At 70.0% G+C, this 654-nt stretch carries 1 protein-coding gene; it reads left to right on the top strand.

The window, feature by feature from the left end; genetic code table 11:
- Nucleotides 1-500: 500 nt before the first annotated feature.
- On the top strand, nucleotides 501-654 hold a 154-nt coding region (locus JCM19049_RS23740; protein ID WP_374700351.1), incomplete at its 3' end, for a PASTA domain-containing protein.

Below are 654 nucleotides of genomic sequence, written 5' to 3'. Positions count from 1 at the left end.
CCGGCCACCAGCGCCCTGCCGGTCACCCCGGCGGCCACCCAGTCGCTGCAGGCCTCCTCCAGCTACCAGGACTTCGACTCCGATGGGCTGGCCGACAACGAGGACGCCCACGACCAGGAGGAGAGGAAGCGCGCCCCGTGGCTGGTCCCGCTGATCGTGGTCATCGTCCTGGCGGTGCTGATCGCCCTGGGCGCCTGGCTGATGCCGATGTTCACCGGCGCCAGCGACGATGATGAGTCCAGCGTCTCCCCCACGGTGAGCGCGAGCGAGACCAGCAGCGAGCCGAGCGAGGAAACCACCGAGCCGACGCAGAGCACCACCGCCGCCAGCTCCCCTTCCGAGGATGCGCAGTCGCCGAAGACCGTGCAGGTCAGCAACGCCTTGCTCGGCCAGCACATTGACGCGGTCACCGCGCAGCTGCGGGACCTGGGCCTGAAGGTGGACGCGGTGGCTCGGCCCATGCAGGACGAGGATCCGGCAACGTCACCGACATTTCCCCGATGGGCACCGTCAACGCGGGCTCGACCGTGCGGGTCACCTACGCCATTGCCCCGGAAACCGTGGAGGTGCCCGGCGTGGTCGGCCAGTCCTCCAGTGCCGCCAGGTCGCAGCTGAAACAGGCCGGCCTGTCGGTCGGCTCGGTGACCGAGCGTG

Source organism: Arthrobacter sp. JCM 19049, from assembly GCF_001310435.1.
The sequence above is the reverse complement of the archived record's forward strand: the minus strand, read 5'-3'. Positions and strand labels throughout refer to the sequence as shown.